Origin of the sequence: Pandoraea capi (assembly GCF_902459735.1) — a bacterium.
Lineage (GTDB): Bacteria > Pseudomonadota > Gammaproteobacteria > Burkholderiales > Burkholderiaceae > Pandoraea > Pandoraea capi.
Genome location: NZ_CABPRV010000012.1, coordinates 125,025 through 141,608, shown reverse-complemented (window position 1 = coordinate 141,608; position 16,584 = coordinate 125,025). Strand labels below are relative to the sequence as shown.

General features: G+C 65.2%; 15 protein-coding genes and 1 pseudogene. 5 read left to right on the top strand and 11 right to left on the bottom strand.

Going from position 1 to position 16,584, the window contains the following annotated elements; genetic code table 11:
- Positions 1–24: 24 nt before the first annotated feature.
- The 7 genes from PCA20602_RS21700 to PCA20602_RS21670 are packed head-to-tail and all read right to left on the bottom strand — an operon-like array spanning position 25 to position 6,842.
- Positions 25–1,458 (bottom strand): FAD/NAD(P)-dependent oxidoreductase, encoded by a 1,434-nt coding sequence (locus tag PCA20602_RS21700; RefSeq protein ID WP_150722960.1) that lies wholly within the window; start codon positions 1,456–1,458, stop codon positions 25–27.
- Entirely contained in the window at positions 1,455–1,763 is a 309-nt protein-coding gene (locus PCA20602_RS21695; RefSeq protein WP_069341287.1) for a (2Fe-2S)-binding protein, read from the bottom strand. The genes PCA20602_RS21700 and PCA20602_RS21695 overlap by 4 nt, the downstream gene beginning before the upstream one ends.
- Positions 1,741–2,841, bottom strand: a complete 1,101-nt coding sequence (locus tag PCA20602_RS21690; RefSeq protein WP_069341288.1) for an NAD(P)/FAD-dependent oxidoreductase — start codon at positions 2,839–2,841, stop codon at positions 1,741–1,743. The genes PCA20602_RS21695 and PCA20602_RS21690 overlap by 23 nt, the downstream gene beginning before the upstream one ends.
- A gap of 3 nt (positions 2,842–2,844) precedes the next feature.
- Positions 2,845–3,660 carry an ABC transporter permease gene (locus PCA20602_RS21685; RefSeq protein ID WP_150722959.1) on the bottom strand — a complete coding sequence of 272 codons (816 nt, stop codon included), beginning with the start codon at positions 3,658–3,660 and terminating at the stop codon, positions 2,845–2,847.
- Between the two features lie 14 nt (positions 3,661–3,674).
- A complete protein-coding gene (locus PCA20602_RS21680; protein ID WP_425495697.1) occupies positions 3,675–4,613 on the bottom strand; it encodes an ABC transporter permease in 939 nt (312 codons plus the stop codon).
- Complete coding sequence (locus PCA20602_RS21675) at positions 4,610–5,728, bottom strand: ABC transporter ATP-binding protein (protein WP_150722958.1); 1,119 nt, start codon at positions 5,726–5,728, stop codon at positions 4,610–4,612. Before PCA20602_RS21675 ends, PCA20602_RS21680 begins: the two co-directional genes overlap by 4 nt.
- Before the next feature lie 49 nt (positions 5,729–5,777).
- Positions 5,778–6,842 (bottom strand): ABC transporter substrate-binding protein, encoded by a 1,065-nt coding sequence (locus PCA20602_RS21670; protein WP_150722957.1) that lies wholly within the window; start codon positions 6,840–6,842, stop codon positions 5,778–5,780.
- Positions 6,843–7,014: 172 nt separating this feature from the next.
- On the opposite strand from PCA20602_RS21670, the gene PCA20602_RS21665 reads away from it, so the two are divergent.
- Complete coding sequence (locus PCA20602_RS21665; protein ID WP_246182280.1) at positions 7,015–7,905, top strand: LysR substrate-binding domain-containing protein; 891 nt, start codon at positions 7,015–7,017, stop codon at positions 7,903–7,905.
- A 12-nt stretch (positions 7,906–7,917) separates the two neighbouring features.
- Here PCA20602_RS21665 and PCA20602_RS21660 read toward each other — a convergent pair whose 3' ends face one another.
- Entirely contained in the window at positions 7,918–8,814 is an 897-nt protein-coding gene (locus PCA20602_RS21660) for a LysR family transcriptional regulator (RefSeq protein WP_174981414.1), read from the bottom strand.
- Positions 8,815–9,111: 297 nt separating this feature from the next.
- Between PCA20602_RS21660 and PCA20602_RS21655 the strand changes: the two genes are divergently transcribed.
- The 4 genes and pseudogenes from PCA20602_RS21655 to PCA20602_RS21640 all read left to right on the top strand — a co-directional run bounded on the left by PCA20602_RS21655 (position 9,112) and on the right by PCA20602_RS21640 (position 13,322).
- Positions 9,112–10,374, top strand: coding sequence for an amidase (locus PCA20602_RS21655; protein WP_150722954.1), 1,263 nt, complete (start codon positions 9,112–9,114; stop codon positions 10,372–10,374).
- A gap of 95 nt (positions 10,375–10,469) precedes the next feature.
- Positions 10,470–11,747, top strand: a pseudogene (locus PCA20602_RS21650) (dicarboxylate/amino acid:cation symporter); the annotation flags it as partial.
- Positions 11,748–11,990: 243 nt separating this feature from the next.
- Positions 11,991–12,731 carry a response regulator transcription factor gene (locus PCA20602_RS21645; RefSeq protein ID WP_150722952.1) on the top strand — a complete coding sequence of 247 codons (741 nt, stop codon included), beginning with the start codon at positions 11,991–11,993 and terminating at the stop codon, positions 12,729–12,731.
- 165 nt (positions 12,732–12,896) lie between these two features.
- Positions 12,897–13,322: a cupin domain-containing protein gene (locus PCA20602_RS21640; RefSeq protein ID WP_150722951.1), complete on the top strand. Its 426-nt coding sequence runs from the start codon at positions 12,897–12,899 to the stop codon at positions 13,320–13,322.
- 164 nt (positions 13,323–13,486) lie between these two features.
- Here PCA20602_RS21640 and PCA20602_RS21635 read toward each other — a convergent pair whose 3' ends face one another.
- Genes PCA20602_RS21635 through PCA20602_RS21625 form a run of 3 tightly spaced genes read right to left on the bottom strand, consistent with a single transcriptional unit; the run spans position 13,487 to position 16,374 of the window.
- A complete protein-coding gene (locus tag PCA20602_RS21635; RefSeq protein WP_150722950.1) occupies positions 13,487–14,686 on the bottom strand; it encodes a cytochrome P450 in 1,200 nt (399 codons plus the stop codon).
- Positions 14,673–15,809 (bottom strand): hypothetical protein, encoded by a 1,137-nt coding sequence (locus tag PCA20602_RS21630; RefSeq protein WP_150722949.1) that lies wholly within the window; start codon positions 15,807–15,809, stop codon positions 14,673–14,675. The genes PCA20602_RS21635 and PCA20602_RS21630 overlap by 14 nt, the downstream gene beginning before the upstream one ends.
- 7 nt (positions 15,810–15,816) lie before the next feature.
- Positions 15,817–16,374, bottom strand: coding sequence for an RNA polymerase sigma factor (locus tag PCA20602_RS21625; protein WP_246182279.1), 558 nt, complete (start codon positions 16,372–16,374; stop codon positions 15,817–15,819).
- Between the last annotated feature and the right edge of the window lie 210 nt (positions 16,375–16,584).

The window sequence follows — 16,584 nt, the reverse complement described above, 5'->3', positions numbered from 1 at the left end:
GATGAAAGGCGTTTACCGTCTCACCTACTTGGGGAAACCTGCGCGTTCACTCAGGAATTCGGGGGCTTCGATCGCCGACGCCAGCTCACCCAGCGTGACCGGCTTGATCGGCGGACGGATGCGGTAGTAGCCGACTTCCGGCACCGGGCAGCCCTGCGCCTGCGCCAGCAGTTCGGCCACGGTCATGCCGCAGAACCGGCCCTGACACGGGCCCATGCCGCAGCGCGAGAAGGTCTTCGTCTGGTTCGGTCCGACGCACCCCAGACCTGCCATGCGGCGCACGTCGCCTGCGGTGACCTCTTCGCAACGGCACACGATGGTGCTGTCGTCAGCCGGCGCGCGAAAGCCGTCGGCCGGTCGATACAGCGCGTCGAGGAACGGACGGATCGACGTGTGCGAGGCCAGTTCGCGACGCAGCGACAACGCCCGCGAGTCGCGCTTGGCGGCATCGAGCCTGCCCAGCTTCATGGCGGCCTGAGCGGCGGCGAGACGCCCGGACGGCTCCGCCGCCAATGCCCCGCCGATGCCCGCGCCGTCGCCTGCGACGAAGATGCCCGGCACACTGGTCTCGCCCCAGCTATCGGTCTTCGGACGCCAGCACAGCTGTGCCTCATCCCATACGTGATCGCAACCGATCGAGCGCGTGACCTGCGTATTCGGAATCACGCCCTGATGCAGCAACACCAGGGCCGTATCGATGCGTTGCGTCTTGCCGTCCACGACATATTCGATGGCTTCTGCCTGCGCTTTGCCGAGCACGCGCAACGACGACACGTGCTTGACATGCTGTACGCCTGCCGCGCGAATCGCGCTCAGCAACTTGAAGCCCTTGAACAGATAGGACGGCGCGCGCAAAGCGCCGCCTGCGTGACGCAGCGCTTCGCGGCGCGCGCTCGCCTCGGCCGTGTCGAGAATCGCCCGCACCGGCACGCCGGCATTGATGAGCTGCCACGCGAACAGGTAGAGCAACGGGCCGCAGCCCGCCAGCACGGCCGGGGTATCCGGCACCAGCGCCGAGGCCTTGAGCAACGTCTGCGCCGCCCCGACACCCATCACGCCGGGCAACGTCCATCCCGGAATCGGGAACGGGCGCTCCTGTGCGCCGCTCGCGAGCACGATCGCGCCCGCTTCGATTTGCAGCGTGCCGCCGCCCGCACTCTGGCGGGTGACCGAGACGCGCTTGTCCGCGCCGATCTGCCAGGCGAGCGTTTGCGGCCAGTAGGCGATGTTCGCTTCGGTGAACGCGTCGACGAGCGCGCGTCCGCGCAGATAATCCGGCCCGAGCACGCCCGGATCGGCGAGCGGCGAGCGGTTCACGCTGCGGTAAATCTGACCGCCGGGCAGCGCGTTTTCATCGACGACCAGCGGCTCCAGTCCATGACGCTTCGCTTCGAGCGCCGCCGCCAGTCCCGCAGGTCCGGCGCCGACGACCAACAAATCCACGTGCTTCGTGCTCATGCCAGACTCCTTGCGCCATCCATGCGACGTACCTGCATTCCCTCGCGCACGGGCGTCATGCACCCCTGCCGGTTCGGTACCCCGTCGATCTCCACGAGACAGTCGAAACACACGCCCATCATGCAAAACGGCGCGCGGTCGCTGCCGGTCACGGGCGTCGTGCGGCAGGCCGTCACACCCGCGAAGAGCAAGGCGGCCGCCACGTTCATGTCCGTCGGCACATCGACCGGCGTCCCTTCGATAAACATCCGCACCGTCGCGCCATCCTTGCGCGCCAGCGACTTAAGCAGCGAAACGTTTGGCATAGAAATGATCCAGAAGCGCGGGGCGTTCGGCGCCGAGAATCCACGGCGCGATGGTTTCACAATGCGCAGCGGCAAGCGTCACGCCGCTGTGGCAGGTCGCGAGGAAGGCGCCCGGACAGGCTTCCGATTCCTCGTAGATCGGCAGACCGTCGGCGGTCATCACGCGCAACGCGCCCCACGCGCGCACCACGCGCACATTCTTGAGAATGGGGAACGGTGCAATGCCCCGCCGCGCGATGTCGGCGAGCACGTCCGGCGTGACGCCATCGTTAAAGCCCACGTCTTCGGCCGAGTCGCCGAGCATGACGGAGCCTTCAACGGTCTGACGCACATAGATGGTCGGATAGTCGAGGAACGGTTTGACACGCTCGGTCACGAGAATCTGCCCGCGCAGCGGCTTGACGGGGGCATTGAGCCCGACCATCGGTGCGAGATCGCGATTGCCCAGTCCGGCGGCAAGCACCACGCGGCCGGCTTCGAACGACACGTCGCCCATGCTGACGCGAAAGGCGTTGCCCAGATGACGGATGTCGGTCACACGGCCGTTGGGCGCATACTCGCCACCCGCCTGCTCGAACGCGGCGAACAGCGCACGCAGCGTGTACAGCGGGCTCACGTGGCCGTCGTTCGGGGAATAGATCGCGCCGTGCACGTCGGGACCGATAGCCGGTAGACGTTCGGCCAGTGCATCGTGATCGAGCACTTCGTAGACGAGCGCGGGCTCGGCTTCCTTGAGCTTGCGCATGCTCTCGACCTTCACGGCAAGCTCCTCGGCGGTCTGCGCGATGTTGAAGCCGCCCGGCCGTTGAAAGCCGACGTCCACACCGGTACGCGCAAACAGCTCGTCGGCCATGCCCTGCCAGGTGTTCGCCGAGTGCAGCGACCAGCGTGCATAGTTGGTGCAGGTGCCTCCCTTGCCTTGCACCCAGACCAACCCGAAGTTGCCGCGAGCGGCACGCAGCGAGTTGTCTTCGCCATCGCAAACGACGACGCGTTGTCCGCGCTTGGCGAGCCCGTAGGCAATCGCCATGCCGACGAGGCCACCGCCGATGACGGCGATATCGTATGTCTTTTGCATGTTTTAGTGATTTCCAACCAGAACTTTGTTCAATCCGTAGATGCGATCGAGCACCAGCATCACGGCGAGCGTCAGGCCGATGAGCAGCGTCGAAATCGCTGCCACGCTCGGGTCCACCGTCTCGCTCATGTTCATGTAGATGCGCACCGGCAGCGTGATCGTCTCGGGCGAAGTCACGAAGATCGTCGCCGTGAGTTCGTCGAAACTGTTGATGAACGCCAGCACCCAGCCGCCCGCCACACCCGGCAGGATCGCCGGCAGCGTGATCCGGCGGAAGGTCGTCCAGCGCCCCGCGCCGAGCGAGCGCGCCGCACGTTCGCCTTCATCCGCCTGACCGACGAGCGCCGCCATGATCAGACGCAGGGCATACGGGAAGATGAGCAACGCGTGACAGGCGACCAGACTTTCGAACGAGCCGCCCATGTCCAGCAGCGTGAACAGCCGCAGGAAGGCGATACCCAGCACCACCGGCGGAATCATCAGCGGCGAGAGCAGGAACGAGTTGATCGCGTCGCGCCCCGGAAAGCGATAGCGCGCGAGCCCCATCGCGGTGGGCACGGCCAGCACCGTCGACACCGTGGCGGACATCACGCCCAGCCAGAGGCTGGTGCGCAATGCCGACTGGAAATCCTCGTCGCCCATGAGCGACTTGAACCAGCGCAACGAGAAGTGCTGCGTCGGAATCGAGAGGAAGTTGTCCGGCGTGAAGGCCACCAGACACACGACGACCAGCGGCGCCAGGATGAAGACGAGAAATACCCCATGGAACACGAGCGCACCGAGGCCGTTGCGGTCGTACTGAGAATCTTGCGAAGACATGTGAGGGCCTCCCGTCAGCCGAGACGGCGCGTAAAGCGCTTCTCGAGTGCGCGGTTGTAACCGCTGATGATGAGCACGTTGACGATCAGCAGCACGATGGCGATCGCCGCGCCCAGCGGCCAGTTCAGCGTGCCGAGGAATTCGTCGTACGCCGTGGTCGCCACGACCTTCAGACGACGGCCACCGATCAGTGCCGGCGTGGCAAACGCGCTGGCCGTCAGGGCGAACACGATCAGGCTGCCGGAGAGAATGCCCGGCGTGATCTGCGGCAACACCACCCGCCACATCACCGTCGCGCGCCCCGCACCGAGTGAGCGTGCGGCATGGGCCACGGCCGGGTCTAGCCGCGTGAGCGACGTCCACACCGAGAGCACCATCAGCGGCACCAGCACATGCACCAGCGCCACCGTGACCGCGCCCATCGTGAACAGCATCTGCAACGGATGGTCGACGAGACCGAGCTTCGTGAGCACCGTATTGATGAGCCCTTCACGGCCGAGCAGAATCGACCAGCCGAGCGTGCGAACGACGACCGAAATCAGCAGCGGACCGAGCACGAGCACCAGGCACAGCGAGCGCCACGGGTCACGCATGCGGAACAGGAAATACGCCTCGGGCACGCCGACGAGCACGCACAGCAGCGTGACGCCGACCGACAACAGCAACGTGCGCAGGAAGATCTCGTAGAAGTAGCTGTCCGTGACGATGTCGAGGTAATGCTGCAACGACACCGTCGGCAGAATGCCCCCCGAATTCGGATCGAAGCCATGCAGACTCAGCACGAAGGTCAGGACGAGCGGGACGGCGAGCAAGACGAGGAAGTACAGCGTGGCCGGCATGACCAGCGTCCAGGCGGCACGCCGCTGGCTGGCGACCTCCGGGGAGACCGCCGTCGACGGCTTCGCCGCTTGCACGGCACTCGCGCCCGGTGGCGTGGACGTCGCGGCGTTCATGCGCTCTCCTGTACCAGACGCAGGGCGTCGTCGGCCCAGTCGAGCCCGACGGCATCGCCGTCATTGGCGGCGACCACGCCGTCGTTCGATACGAGCACGCGCAGATCGCCCAGCGCGGTCGACACGGTGAGCAGCCAGTGGTTGCCGTGGAAGCTGCGCTGTGCAACGCGCCCCGGCACGCGCCCGGCAGCGGCCGACGTCAGCCGGATCCGTTCAGGACGCAGACAGAACGTGACCGCAGCATTGGCAGCATTGGCGGCCTCCGCCGACGCGAGTCCCGCCTGCGCAGGCGACAGCACCAGCCGCAGCCCCTGCACTTCGAGCAACGCCACACCGCCGCGCACGTCGAGCTGACCGGTGATGAGATTGGTCTGCCCGATGAAGCTCGCCGCAAACGTGGCGCGCGGGTCTTCATACACGTCGTGCGGCGTATCGATGCGCACCACACGCCCGGCGTTGAGCAACACCACGCGGTCGCTGATGGCGAGCGCTTCGGCCTGATCGTGCGTGACCATGATGGTGGTCGTACCGACCTTGCGCTGAATCGCGCGCAACTCGTCCTGCATCTGCTCGCGCAGCTTGGCGTCGAGGTTCGAGAGCGGCTCGTCGAGCAACAGCACCGGCGGCGCGATGACCATCGCGCGCGCCAGTGCCACACGCTGACGCTGCCCGCCCGAGAGTTCGCGCGGATAGCGTTGTGCGTGCTGACCGAGGTGCACCAGCTCCAGCGCGTCCTTCACCCGGCGTTGCTTCTCGCCGGGATCAACGCGCCGCATGTCCAGACCGAACGCTACGTTCTGCGCCACGGTCATGTGCGGAAACAGCGCGTAGCTCTGGAAGACGATCCCGAGCCCGCGCTTTTCCGGCGGCACCGGCGTCAGATCGCGGCCTTCGAGCAGAATCCGGCCGGACGTCGGCGTCACGAAGCCGGCGATCATCTGCAACGTGGTCGTCTTGCCGCAGCCGGACGGCCCCAACAAGGAGATGAACTCGCCCTGCGCGATCGAAAGATCGACGCCCTCGACGGCGACGGTGTCGCCGAAGCATTTGCCGAGTTGTTCGACGCGCAGATAAGGCGTCGTCGCAGTTGTACTTGTGGGGGTGCGGGTGCTCATGACGCTTGTGTTCTCCAACGGACGCTCAAATGAAGGCTCAACCAACGACTCAACGCTCGATCTGACGATTCCAGCGCTGCGTCCAGTCGGCACGCTTGGCGTTCACCACGTCCCAGTCGACGCGCACGAGCTTGTCGATCTGCGCCGGCGACGGCACACGTGCGGCCACGGCCATCGACAGTTGCGTCTTCTTGTTCGACGGCGCGACGCCCTGGCTTTCCGCCAGCACGGCCTGCGTCTGCGGCGAGAGGATCATCTGGATGAACTTCTGCGCGAGTGCGTCGTTGGCCGACTTGTCGACCACACACATACCCATGCCGAGCGCGACTGCGCCTTCCTTCGGATAGACGAATTCGACCGGAATGCCCTGCTGACGCAGCGCCTGCACGCGGCCATTGCCCCACACGGCGATCGCAACTTCATCGGCCTGGAACAGCTCGGCGATCTTGCCCGGCGACGGATCGAACGACAGCACGTTCGGCGCGATCTTCTCCATCTCCTTGAAGCCCGGATCGATGTTCGCGTCGCTGCCGCCGTTGAGCTTCGACTCGACGAGCAAGGCATGCAGACCGTAGGTGTTCTTGATGCTCGGCATCACGAGCTTGCCCTTGTACTTCGGGTCCGACAGTTCCTTCCACGACGTCGGCGCCGGCCAGCCCTTGGCCTGGAACAGACGCGTGTTGTAGGCGATACCCGTGGCGATCAGCCCGGCCGCCACGGCGTTACCGTTCTTGAACTTCGCAATGTCGTACAGATCCTGATAGACCGGCGCGTCGGCGAGCTTGCCGCAGAAGCCCATCTGAATGGCCTGATACATCGGACCGTCATCGAGGAAGACCACGTCCATACCGGCCTTGCCCTTTTGCGCCTGGAGCTTCGCGAGCGTCGTCGTCGAATCGCCCGGCACGATCACCACCTTGGTGCCCGGGTTGGCCCGTTCGAAGCCGGGAATAACGTCCTTCTTGAGCATCTGCTCGAACGACCCGCCATAGGCGCCGACGTACAGCGTGGTGTCGGCGTGCGCAGCGGTAGCGCCAAAAACGAGACCGGCAGCAGCGCAAACGACAGCGGTGCGACCGAGCTTGCGAAACGTTTGGGGAACAACAGTCTTCATCGGGAAGCTCCTTGCGTGATGCAGTGTTATGTGATGTTATGGCCCGGCATTACGAAAAAAAATCAAACTATTGCGTGGTTTTCGTAGGGTCATTTTCGACACACGCAGGGTCAAATCACATTTTTTTGCTCCGCCATACGTAAATGTTATGGCGCAGGGAGACGAGGCTTCGATGAAGATCCGGCAGTTGGAGGCATTTCGTGCGCTGATCCTGCGCCAGACGGTCACCCGCGCGGCGGACATGCTTCATATTTCGCAGCCGGCGGTCACGCGCCTGATCAACGATCTGGAAGCCGACGTAGGGTTTTCCTTATTCGACAGAAGCAACGGTCGGCTCAATCCGACGCCCGAGGCGATGGTGTTGTTCGAGGAGGTGGAGCGCTCGTTTGCGGGCATCGACCGCATTGCGCAGACGGCAGAGCAGATCAAGTCGTTACGGCGCGGCTCGCTGCATATCGCCGGGGCGCCCGCGCTCGCGCTGGAGTTCCTGCCGACGACGCTGACCGGCTTCATGCGGGAGCATCCGGGCATCAGCACGACGCTGCTGATTCATGCGTCGAGCATCGTGGTCGATATGGTGGTGGGCCGACGCTGCGACGTCGGTTTCATCGCGCACCCCCTCACGCATGCGGGCGTGGATGTAGAAACGCTGCATCGCGCCCCGATGCGGTGCATCCTGCCGCTCGGTCATCGGCTTGCGGACCGCGACGTGATCCGCCCGGAGGATCTGAGCGGCGAGTCGTTCATCTCCTACCCGAAGGAATTCGATAACCGGATGTACATCGACCGGCTCTTCGCGGAGCGGCAGATCGACCGGGTGATGAGCGCGGAGTCGCAGTTGTCGGCCGCCATCTGCGTGCTGGTGCAGCACGGAGCGGGCGTGGCGATCATCGATCAGGTCACCGCGCGCTACGCAGCCGGACGCGTCATCGTCAAGCCCTTCGAGCCTATGGTCATGTCGGGCTTTTCGCTGGTCACCTCGACACAGCACCCGCCGTCGCGACTCGCGCAGGCGTTCGTCGACTACACGAAGCAGCGCATGATCGCGTTGCTCGACGACTGACGCGGCACTGACTCAGTCCGGCAGCGGCGCCCCGGTCAGCGTTTCGATGAAGGCACGCACGACGGGGTGCCGGGCGAGCGTTTCCGGTCTGACGCAAATGCGGTGATGTCGCTCGGCCCACGGCTCGTTGAATTCGATGACGGCCAGCGTCTCGCGATCCGACGGCGCGATCACCGAAACCGGCACGATACTCACGCCCACCCCAGCGGCGACCAGCCGCACGATGGCCGGATAGTCCGAGACTTGTACGCAGACGTCGAGCCGGGCACCCAGCGCGTCCGCCTGGTTCATCAGGTACGTATGCAACGCCGTACCGTTCGGCAGCGCGATGAAGGGTTCCTTGAGGCAATCGGCCAGACGCACACGTGCCTTGCGCGCCATGGGCTTTTGCGCTGACGCGATAACGACAAAACGGTCCTCCCGGTACGGCAGATACGTCAGATCGGGATGATCGGGCCCCAGCGCCACAATCCCCAGATCGGCCTGCCCGGCGGCGACCGCACCGCCAATCTCCGTCCCCAGTCGCTCTTCCATCGCGATACGCACACGCGGGTGCGTGCTCAGAAAGCGTGCGAGATCGTCGGGCAGGTGCGAGTGAATGGCGTTGTTGTTCGCGAAGAGCGTGATGTGCTGCGCTGCGCCCTGTGCGAACGGCAGGAGATCCGCATGCATCTGCCCTAGCTGGGCGATACAGCGGCGCACATGTTCGAGCATGACCACGCCCGCCCGCGTGAGCGTGACGCCGCGCGCCTGCCGCTCCAGCAAGGTCACGCCGAGCGCCTCCTCCAGCCCGCGAATGCGCAAGCTGACCGACGACGGAGCGAGGTGGCAGCGCCGGGCGCCGCGCGACACATTGCCCTCCTCGGCTACCGCCAGAAAAACACGCAGGTCTTGCAGGTCGTAGTGCATCGCTGGTCTCGCAGATCGCTGAATCGGAAGGGTTTGAGGAAGTCGTGACGTCAGGGCATGAGGACATCGGCACGTCGAGGCAAAACCCACCGTTCGTGTGTGCCGAACGCTCCGTTCGCCAATGCTCGCTTCTGTGTCGCCCCCTATTTTCCGATACTTCAACGCATTCGGGCACGCGGCCCTCACCGGGCTCATGCGCCAATTCCGACATCTTCGAGATCGTAGAGATCGTCGATATTCGGGCCCTCACACCGCGTCGCACCACTCACACCCAACGCCCTTGCAGGAACTCCCCGTATGCCGACCGCCTCTCTCACCCGCCAGTCAACGCTGCTCCAACCCGGCCACGCCAATGCGTTCGTGGCGGAAGGGTTCGGTATCGCGCCTCACGTGGTGGCGTCGAGCGACGAACTTCGCGGCCTGCGTCTGGCCGTCAAGGATGTTTTCGACGTCGAAGGCCAACGCCTCGGTGCAGGCAACCCACTCTGGCTCGGGCAGCAGACGCCCGCCACCTCGACGGCACTGATCGTCGCCCGCTTGCTGGAAGCCGGCGCGCAATGGATCGGCAAGACAGTGACCGATGAGCTGGCCTTCAGCCTGCTCGGCATCAACACGCATTACGGCACCCCGGACAATGCCGCGAGCCCGGGACGCATCGTCGGCGGCTCGTCGTCCGGCTCGGCCGCCGCCGTCGCAGCAGGCTTTGCCGACATCGGTCTGGGTACCGACTGCGGCGGCTCCTGTCGCCTTCCCGCCAGTCATTGCGGCGTGTGGGGCATCCGCCCGACGCAAGGTCGCATTGCGGGACGCGGCGGCTTCTCGCTCGCGCATAGCTTCGATACCGCCGGCTGGTTCACGCGAGATGCCGACACACTCGCCAGCGTCTTCACCGTGCTGACGGAAGAGGTCGTGCCGCCCCTGAGAGACACGGCATCCACGTCGCTCAATTGCCACATCGTGCTCGATGCGATTGCCGATTGCGACCCGGCCGTGCGTGCCGCGCTACCGGATTTGCTGGCCCGGCTAGGTATGGCGATGTCGCTCACGACACTGTCCGAAGGCGAACTGCCGCTCGACGACTGGGCGAAGGCGCATCGATGGCTGCAAGGCGCTGAAATCTGGCAACAGCACGGGCACTGGGTCCGCGAGCACGGCCACTCGCTCGCCCCCGATGTCCTGCGGCGCTTTCTCGCAGGTGCTGCGGTCTCGCGTCAAGACGTCTCTCGCGCGCAACGCACGCGCGTACACGCGATGCAGCATCTGGCGCGGGTGCTGGACGATCCCCACGCCGTGCTGATCTTCCCGACGTCGCCCGGCGCAGCCCCCGCCCGACATGCCACGCAAGACGCACTGGAAACGCATCGCAGCCGAGCGCAGCGCCACCTATGTATCGCCGGACTGGCGGGACTGCCCGAAGTGAGCCTGCCCTGGCTACGCGTCGCCACCTCGGACGGCCCCGGCGGCGAGGCACCCGTCGGCCTGTCCGTGGTCGGCGCCCGGGGCAACGACGCCCTCGTCATCGCGGCAGCCCGCCGTCTGGCGGATATCGGCACGGCATAACGCTGCGCCGCCCCGTATCCGCCTGCCCCAAAAGACAACCCGAGACCGCGTCGTCCCATGACCAGCGCGGCCACCCCGAATCCTCAGGAGACATCATGACCAAACCCTTGCATCGACAGTTGTATGTCCAGGTGCTCGCCGCCATCACGGCGGGCGTCCTGCTCGGCCACTTCTGGCCCGCCCTCGCCATCGACATGAAGCCGCTGGGCGACGCTTTCATCAAACTCATCAAGATGATCATCGGGCCGGTCATCTTCTGTACGGTCGTAAGCGGCATCGCCGGTGTCGGCGACCTGAAGAAAATCGGCCGCGTCGGCGGCAAGGCGCTCATCTACTTCGAAGTGGTGTCCACGTTCGCGCTGGTGCTCGGACTGCTGGCCACACATCTGTTCCGCCCGGGGGCCGGACTCGACATCGATCCGGCCACGCTCGACAGCAAGGCCGTCGCGGCCTACGCGAACGTGGCGCATGAGCAAACCGCCGTCGGGTTCCTCATGCACATCATTCCGGATACGCTCGTGTCGGCATTTGCTCGCGGCGAAATCCTGCAAATCCTGCTGGTGTCGATGCTCTTCGGGGTCGCGCTCGCCCACGGCGGCGAACGGGGACAGGTGTTCACGCGCTTCGTCGACAGCGTCTCGCATGTCCTGTTCGGCATCGTGCACATGATCACGCGACTCGCGCCCATCGGCGCATTCGGCGCCATTGCATTCACCATCGGCAAGTACGGTGTCGGGTCGCTGCTGCCGATGCTCAAGCTCATCGGCACGTTCTACCTGACAGCCGCCGTGTTCGTGATCGTGGTGCTCGGCGGTATCGCCCGTCTCATTGGCGTGAACATCTTCCGGCTGCTCGCCTACTTCAAGGAAGAGTTGCTGATCGTGCTGGGCACCAGTTCCGGCGAGCCGGTGCTGCCCTTGCTGCTGCGCAAGCTCGAACGGCTCGGTTGTGCCCGTCCGGTCGTCGGACTCGTGATTCCGACCGGCTACTCCTTCAATCTCGACGGCACCAATATCTATATGACGATGGGGGTGCTGTTCATCGCGCAGGCGACGAACATCGAACTGACGTGGGCACAGCAACTGACGATTCTTGCCGTGGCGATGGTCACATCCAAGGGCGCGAGCGGCGTCACGGGGGCAGCGTTCGTTACTCTCGCCGCCACGCTCGCCGTCGTTCCCGGTGTGCCGGTAGCAGGTCTCGTGCTGATCCTCGGCATCAACCGCTTCATGAGCGAAGTCGTGGCGCTGACCAACGTCATCGGCAACACCGTGGCGACCCTTGCCATTGCCGCCTGGGAAGGCGAACTGGACCGCGACCGGTTGCATGCGGAACTGGCCGGCCATCGATTGACGACCGACCCGGACGCGGAAAATATCGCACCCGGGGAGGCATCGACGACCCACGCACCAAAGCTGGGCGCAGGATTATCGGAATCCGTCAACTAGCACCCCTATCAATTACGATAGGCTTTCAACAGGTCGATGCAAAATCCTCAAGTTTCTTTTGGCGGACTGAAGTGTTTTAAGCATGACAACGCGAAACCCGACAACATCTCTTTCGGGCGCGCCAGATGCATGAAACAACGAATTTGAGTTCGGCAATAGGAGCATGAAGTGAAGTTTGCAGTTCTAACGTCAGACATCGGGCTCTACGACGCCATTCGCAACCGCCTCAGCGCCGACGGCGACTGTCAGCGATTCGACGACGCCGCCCAGTATCTTGTGGCTGCCTCGCGCATTCCGTATTCGGCGGTACTCGTCGATGCGGCGCTCGGCCCTCTGGACTTGCACGGCGTACTCGCCCGCCGTCGGGGCACGCGCAGTGCCGGTGCGCCGGTCATCGGTTTCGGCACGCCGTCGTGGATGCTCGACCTGTCGTTTCGCGCCGGGTGCGACGACGTGCTGCCGTTCCCCGTCGACGTGGCCGAGTTGCAGATCCGCCTGGCTACGACGCTCCACCGGCGCGCCTCAGCCAACGCGGCCCGCAGCGACGACCTGCTGGAAGTCGGCGCCTACCAGCTCGACCGGGGCCGCGACACCGTTGCAGTGAACGGCATCGAAGTCGAGCTCACGGCGCGCGAGTTTGCACTCGCGTGGCTGCTGTTCTCGGCGCCGGACATGCGCGTGAGCCGTGCCCGCATCGCGTCGCTGATCTGGCGCAGCGACGAAGCGGCGGCCGCGCGCAGCATCGAACAGCACGTCTATCTCCTGCGCAATCGCCTCGGTCTGCGCGGCGAACACGGTCTCGTGCTGCGTGCAGTGTACGGCGGGGGCTACTGCCTTGGCGCGCGCCCGCGCCGGATCACGCGTGCCGCGCCGCGCGTGCAAGCCTTGCCTGAAGCCCCGCGCGATTGATATGCTCTCGCCCGGCCGCACGGCCCACGCTCGCGGCCGCCGGGAGCAGGCTCGGGCGCACGCACGACAATAGAGACAACAGAGACGACGACAATGCTGCAACGCAGTTCCCATCGAACCCGCCGCCCTTATCGATCCAATCGATCCCTGGCGGCCGCCGCGTTGATGACGCTCGCCCTTTACGCGGGCGGCGCCGTCGCGCAACCGCTGCACCCCATCAAGGTCAACAAGCAGGAGTTGGCGGGGCCGGTGTTCGAGCGCGCCGATGCCGTGCACGAGAATGAAGACGGCAACGACACCGTCGATGTGACCACCTTCACCTCGCCCGACAAGGCATTCCAGACCGGCGTGTTCAAGTCCGGTCCGGTGCGCGAGGAGATTCGTTCGGCCCCCGGCTATCCGTACACCGAATTGCTTGTCTTCCTTACCGGCGGCGCGAAGTTCACGTCGAGCGACGGCACGGTCGTCGAGGCGGGCCCCGGTGAAGCCGTCACGCTCCCCAAGGGCTGGACCGGCGTGTTCGAGTCCAAGGGCTACACCAAGCTCTATGCCGTGTACGACACCGACGCACCTTCGCATATCGGGCAGTAATACCGTAAGAGAGTGAGCCCCGGACATTCCGGGCAGACCGCGTGAGCGCCTGAGCGTGCTCCCGCCAAAACGAATCGGCCCGTCACGCTTTGTCGTGACGGGCCGATTTGCATTACAGGCGGGTCAGAGACGACGCGACGCCACGCGGCGTCGCGGTCGACCGCTCAGTAATTCGCCATCAGCGACGCCACGCCGCGCAGGCTGTGACGACGATGCCAGCGCAAGTCGTCGAGCCCGGTGATCTCGAGCTTCGGGAAGCTGCCGAGCAGCTTGTCGAGCGCGATTTGCAGCGTCGCCGTCGCGAGCCGCGCGCCGAGACAGTGGTGAATGCCGGCGCTGAACGAGATCAGTCGACCGTGATTCTCGCGACGGATGTCGAAGCGATCCGGGTCCTCGAATCTGGCCGGATCCCGGTTGGCCGCGCCCAGCAGCATGAACACCGTCGTGCCGGTCTCGATGGCGACATCCCCGACGCGCACTGGCGAGAGCGCCGTGCGGGCCACCATCTGCACCGAACTGTCGAAGCGCATTGCCTCGACCACGGCCGCCTGCGTGAGCGACGGATCGCTGCGCAACGCCTGCCATTGGGCCGGATCGCGGTAGAGGTGAATCAGCGCGTTGCCGAGCATGTTCGACGTGGTTTCATGGCCCGCGACGAACAGCAGCAACATGTTCGCGACGATCTCCTCGTCGGACAGACCGCCCTCGCCGCTCGTCGCCACGATCAGCGCAGAGAGCAGGTCGTCGCCCGGCGCCCGGCGGCGCACGCGCAACAGCCGGTCGAAATACGATTCGAGCGTGACGGCGCCCTTGTTGGCCTGTGCCAGCCCGGCTTCGTCAAGCGGCGCCAGATCGAACGCGCGCACCAGCGCCGCGGCGCTTTCGCCAAGGACCTGACCGTCTTCGATGGGCACGTCGAGCATGCGGCAGATGATGCGCAACGGCAGCGGCGTGCAGTAAGACGACATGAGATCGACCGGCCCCGTCGCGGGCATCGCCTCGATGAGACGCGCAGCCTGCTCGTGCATGTCGTTCGACAGGTCTTCGATACGCCGCGCATTGAACGAATGCATCAACAGCGTGCGCAAACGCGTATGCTCCGGCGGGTTCGCCATCAGGAACATGCGGCTGATCGCGCGAAACACCGGCTGCTCAGTCGCGAGCGGGCCGTACCGGGCGATCACGCTCGGCATGTAGGCCTTGCCCATGCGGCGATCGTGCAGCAGCGCTTCGATCAGATCGTAGCGCCCCGTCATCATCAGCGAGGGGCCGATCGGGACCAGATCGCCAGCCTGGCGCAAACGTTCGTAGACGGGATAGGGATTGTCGAAAAATGCGGGGGAAGAAAAATCAACGAGATTCATAAGTCGGAGAAAGGGGGGAGTCTGCCATCACATCGGTGAACGGCTGCAAGACACCACCGGCTTGCAGACCCGGCGGCGTAGCGCCACCGTCGTAGAGCACCGGCACGACGTCGTTGGCGAGCGCCCGGGCGATCGGCAGGAGATCGCTCGACCCGGAGGGAGCGACCAAAGCGAACATCTGCCCATCGCGACGCCACGTCACCGTGTCCATCGGGGGAATGACCTGTGCGGAAGGCCCGTGATCCAGACGCGTGTCCTTGACGACATACAGCGCCACCGGCGGTCCCTCGCGCGGCAGATAGGCAATCTGCACGACGGCCCGGCCGTCGAACTGCAACCGTTGCAGGCGCTTGAACTCCATGTTCGCGCGACGCAGATCGGGCACGATCAGCGGGATGTCGTCGCGATGACGGATCGCACGCACCGTGGCAATCGCCTCGGCCGGCTCGTCGTCGAGCGGGTCGAGCGTCGCACGTGCAATCAGCGTCTGATAAGACACGAACGCCCGCACCCACGGCTCGTACGAGCCATGCCACACGTTGGGGGCTTCCGGCGGCGACGCCACGACACTGTCGACGTCCAGATTACCGGCGGCCACCATTGCCCGGGCGAGCGGCAACGGGGTCGGTGCCGGGCCGTCGGTCAGGAAGCGCGCACCGGCGCTGGCCACGAGTACGGCAAACGCCATCGCACCGGCCGAGAAGCCACCGATCTGCCACCAGATAGCGCCCGGGCGCCGACGCGCGCTCGCCCCGCTGCGCTCGCCGCCGTTGCGGTCGCGATCGAGCGAGCTGCGACGTGGGACTGCACTGCGGCTGCGCACGTGCACGCGATGCCGCGCACGCGCGAAGCGCGCGTCGTTGGCACTGGCCACATGGGAGGGAACATCGAGCGTCGTGCGTCCGCGCACCAGCGTGCGCAACGTCGACACGAGTTCGGGCGGTACCGGTTCGGAAAAACAGTCGTCATACGCGGCGCGAAACGGCAGATCGGACGCGCGCAACGCCGCCACACGCGCCGCGAGGGCGGGCGAGCGGGCAATGGCAGCTTCGACCTTCGCGTTCACATCGTCGCTCAGGCTGCCATCCACGTAAGACAGGAGGGTCTGGTCGGTGATCACCATTACGTCATTACGTGGGGGGTTCACCCACGCCAACGCCGCTGCGCCGGCGCGGCGCGACATCGAACTGCACGCCGAGGCGCTGACGGGCGGCGGACAGGCGACCCATGACGGTCGCGACCGGGACATCGAGAATCTGCGCGGCCTCGCGGTAGCTGAAGCCTTCGACGGCCACGAGCAACAACGCCACACGCTGCGGCGTGGGCAAGCGCTCGACGGCGTCCACGATCTGACGGTGCCCCACGTGCTCGTCCGGCAATCCCGACACGGAGTCGGCAATGTTTTCGAGCAGCGCGTCGTCCCAGGCCACACCGCCGCGATTGCGCACGTTGCGCGCACGCAGTTCGTTGAGCCAGAGGGAATGGACGATGGAATAGAGCCAGTTCAGCGGTGCGCTGTCGGGCCGCAGTTGGGCGTCGGCGCGCTCCAGTGCACGCACGCAGGCGCGTTGCACGAGATCTTCGGCGTCATGACGATCGCCGGTCAGCCGCAGCGCGAACGTCCACAGCTTCGGCAGCATGGGGAGCAGCAAACGTGCAAACCCCGAATCGTGCTCGAACTGCATCATGTTCACTCACCACCACGGCAACAGGCTGAAAGATTCGCATTATTCACAAGTCGGTGTATCGAAAGAATAGAAATCATTCCAAATTCCCTTCAATACCGGCCGCAATACGGCTCATCCACGTATAGATGACCAGACCATGCGGCAAACGGGCGTTTCACAGAAAAAACGACGGGATGCCATGACTGCGCATCCCGTCGTCTATTTGCTACA